The following is a 3,406-nucleotide window of genomic DNA, read 5'->3' as shown; positions in this document are numbered from 1 at the left end:
TTTTCTGCTTATGACGCGAGTGTCTGGGCGTGGGAGCTGGATGAGTTGTTTCCCACCCAACCCTAATCCGTATTTAGCAACGGAACCGAAAGTATCTCGGAATCAAGTCTTCCACAATCCTGCACTTATGTTGAAAAACCTTTAGAGGCATTATAGTACTTATGAAAAAAACATCTCTCAAAAATAACAATACCGTTTAACACAGCATGAAAATAAAAAGAAGGTGAGCCATCAAAAGACTCACCTTCTTGCTATTATTGTTCTGTTTCAGTTTCTGTACCCTCTTCAGAGCCAGAATCAGAACCGGAATCGCCTTCCATATCACCGGATTCCTGGTCTTCTTGTTGTTCCTGATCTTCCGTGTCGCCTTCTTCGTCCCCTCCACCACAAGCAGCCAACGTAAGTACTGAAGTCAATCCGATTGCAAGCATCCATTTTTTCAACATACGAGAAGTCCCCTTTCAAAAATAGAGTACAATCCATTTTTACCCTATATTTGTAAAGGAGGAATGAATCGGGGATAAAAGAATGGTAAATGTTTGAAAATTATAAGTTTACCCAGGCATTTTTATCATAGCCGCGTTTTTCCCAGTACCCGACGTGTTCGTTTTCGATCAATTCAATTCGGTTTAACCACTTGACCGACTTATAGGCATACATTTGAGGAACGATCAGCCGGACAGGTCCCCCGTTGCGGCACTCAATAAGTTCTCCATCAATGAGCATGGCCACCATGATATCGTCTCCCATCGCTTGTTCTATCGTCAATGTGTCGGTGTAAACGCCATCCTGCGAATAAAACTTTACATATTTTGCTTCATTTTTAACCCCTGTCCGATTTAACAGGTCTTTCAGTTTGAGACCTTCCCACGTAACATCATAGACGCTCCAGCCGGTAACACAATGGAAGTTCGAAACCTGTACTTCTCGGTTCAGATCGACAAATTGCTTCCAGTTCCAGGACTGAGGCTTGTCGACGAGGCCATCGATTTTGAATGAAAAATTTTTATCCGAAATCTCAGGCATCGTTGTAACGGTATAATAACGGAAGTTTCCGCTCCGTCCTCCGCCTACCGGGGGCTTTGAACGAGGAGCGGGTGTTGGTAATGGAGAGAAAGCTTCCGTTAATGGCAATGGAGATGAAGGAGAAGTTGTTGTGGTAGAGCCAAGATAAGGTTTCAGCCATTGATAAATGAATGGAGTGAAAATTAAAGCAATGGCCGTGCCTGTCCCTCTTCGTAAAAGTGTCCTTCGGTTGAGAATCGGATTGCCTTTATCAATAACCATTCTCTTCTCCTGGAGCTTTTGCAAACGTCTTTTTTCCAGTTTCTTAAACCACAAACTTCTCGTAATGCTGTGATAGATCAGATAAGGGACGCCGCCCCACGTCATAATGTCGTGAATGATTAAGGCAAAGGAACTGAACCCAGGTCCGAAGCTGCGGTGGTAGGTTAGCACGAGTCCGGACAAAATCAGGGACAAGAGGATAAATAGGACAAGATAAAGATTTTGCCGATTTATTTTTCTTTTTCGTAATGTTTGTAAATGGCGGACCATTTTCGGCCCATATAAAATCAACGGCAGGATACTGACAAAGCCTGCCCAAATATGAATGTCCTTTACCCAAATCCTTACCTGGGGGAGCCATTGTCTGAAATCGGAGGAGACGAGTACGAGGCCGGTGAAAGCAAGAAACGTGAAAAGGATCGCATTCCAGTGGTGAAGCTGCTTCAGTTTTTGTCCGAATTTCTTCTGGATTTGATAGAATACGCTTTTATCCACGACTTACACTCCTTCTAGTGGTAGTATAATTTGAAAAATAGCACCTTTACCCGGCTCGCTGATTACTCCGATTGTGCCTGCATGAGCTTCGACGATATGTTTAGCAATCGCAAGTCCCAGACCCGCCCCGGCGGATTTTTGGTTGCGAGAGGCTTCAACTCGATACGTACGCTCAAAAATGAGTTCCTGATGTTCTTTTCTAATTCCTTCTCCTTGGTCAATGACTTCAAAAGACACCGTCTCCTCACCCTGCCTGATTCGAATCTGAATATTCGTGTCCGGGTTGGAATGACGGAGCGCATTATCAAGTAAGTTAATCATGACTCTCTTCATTTTCTCCCTGTCGATGAAAACTTCTTTAACGCGGTCAGGCAAATCAATATCGACTTGTCTTCCTTGTTCTTCAAGCGTGAATCGTTTATGTTCCATGACTTCCAGCAGCCACTGGTCCAGGGCGACCCACTCTTTGTGAAGTTCCAACTGTCCTGAGTCATAAACGGAAAGTTCGAAAAGCTGCTGGATCATTTGATCGAGACGCTCGACTTCAAGAGAGATCGTATGCATATATTGTGCTTTAGACTTTGGATCGTCGACAACTCCATCTTGTATTGCTTGAATAAATGCGCGGATCGAAGACATCGGAGTCCTCAGGTCATGAGAGATATTGGCAACGAGCTCACGCCGGGATTTTTCAGACTGATGAATTTGTTGGAAAGATTTTCGTAAGCGATGATTCATGTCGTTAAACTGACGGGTTAGAAAACGGATCTCCTTTGGACCTTCTTCAGGAATCGGTGAGCCGAAATCCTGGCTAGAAATGTGTCGTGCTTCCTCAGATAATCGCTTGATGGAACGCTCTACCGGAGAGGTCAACAGGTAATAGACGAAGAAAGATAGGGCAGCAGAAAAAAGCGTCAACAAGGAAAGCCACCCGATCATTTCAACAGAAAGAAGCATAGAAAAATAACTGATGATTAAAAAAGTACTCATTAAAAGAATACTGCTTCCATTCGCGAGTAAAAAGATTGTTTTGATTTTCATCCTGATTCCCCCGGGTCGAACTTGTAGCCAATTCCCCACACCGTATGGAGCAGTTCGGGATTTGAAGCGTCTTTTTCTATCTTTTCCCGCAGCCGGCGGAGATGAACCGTTACAGTCGTCGTATCTCCATCATAGGCAGTATCCCAGATTTGATGGAGAAGTTGACTTCTGGAGAACACCTGCTTCGGATGAGTGACCAGGAGTAAGAGCAGGTCGAATTCTTTGACGGTCAACTTTACGGAAGTACCGTGCGCTGTGACTTCTCGCGTCGTTGTAATTAAAACAACTCCTCCAGATTCAATTGTTTCTCTCTTTTCCGTAGAAGGAGGTTTGGATGAATCGATCAAGCGGAAGATCGATTTGACTCTTAAAACGAGCTCCTGAGGGTTGAAGGGTTTGCTCATGTAATCATTCGCACCGATCGTCAAGCCGAATAAACGGTCGTAGTCCTCCGACTTTGCGGTAAGCATGAGTATAGGTGTCTCATCCTCTGTACGGATGGTTTCACAAACTCGCCATCCATCTACCCTTGGCATCATTAAGTCTAAGATGATTAAGTCGGGGTGATGTTTTCTCCATACAT

4 protein-coding genes are annotated in these 3,406 nt (G+C 44.3%); all 4 read right to left on the bottom strand.

What is annotated here, in order from left to right; genetic code table 11:
• Positions 1-254: 254 nt before the first annotated feature.
• Positions 255-446, bottom strand: a complete 192-nt coding sequence (locus tag LD39_RS23655; RefSeq protein WP_035551762.1) for a hypothetical protein — start codon at positions 444-446, stop codon at positions 255-257.
• A 100-nt stretch (positions 447-546) separates the two neighbouring features.
• Positions 547-1,782 carry a molybdopterin-dependent oxidoreductase gene (locus LD39_RS18900; protein WP_052158956.1) on the bottom strand — a complete coding sequence of 412 codons (1,236 nt, stop codon included), beginning with the start codon at positions 1,780-1,782 and terminating at the stop codon, positions 547-549.
• A gap of 3 nt (positions 1,783-1,785) precedes the next feature.
• Positions 1,786-2,823 (bottom strand): cell wall metabolism sensor histidine kinase WalK, encoded by a 1,038-nt coding sequence (locus LD39_RS18895; protein ID WP_035551760.1) that lies wholly within the window; start codon positions 2,821-2,823, stop codon positions 1,786-1,788.
• Positions 2,820-3,406, bottom strand: a 587-nt coding sequence (locus tag LD39_RS18890; protein ID WP_035551758.1) for a response regulator transcription factor, incomplete at its 5' end; no start/stop codon positions are given. The genes LD39_RS18895 and LD39_RS18890, both read right to left, overlap by 4 nt.

The organism is Halobacillus sp. BBL2006 (assembly GCF_000786645.1).
In the GTDB taxonomy this organism is placed as follows: Bacteria; Bacillota; Bacilli; order Bacillales; family Halobacillaceae; genus Halobacillus.
The sequence above is the reverse complement of the archived record's forward strand: the minus strand, read 5'-3'. Positions and strand labels throughout refer to the sequence as shown.

Excerpts from the sequence above, each read along its gene's own strand:
- LD39_RS23655 (WP_035551762.1), bottom strand. The coding sequence starts at position 446 with ATGTTGAAAAAATGGATGCTTGCAATCGGATTGACTTCAGTACTTACG.
- LD39_RS18895 (WP_035551760.1), bottom strand. The coding sequence starts at position 2,823 with ATGAAAATCAAAACAATCTTTTTACTCGCGAATGGAAGCAGTATTCTT.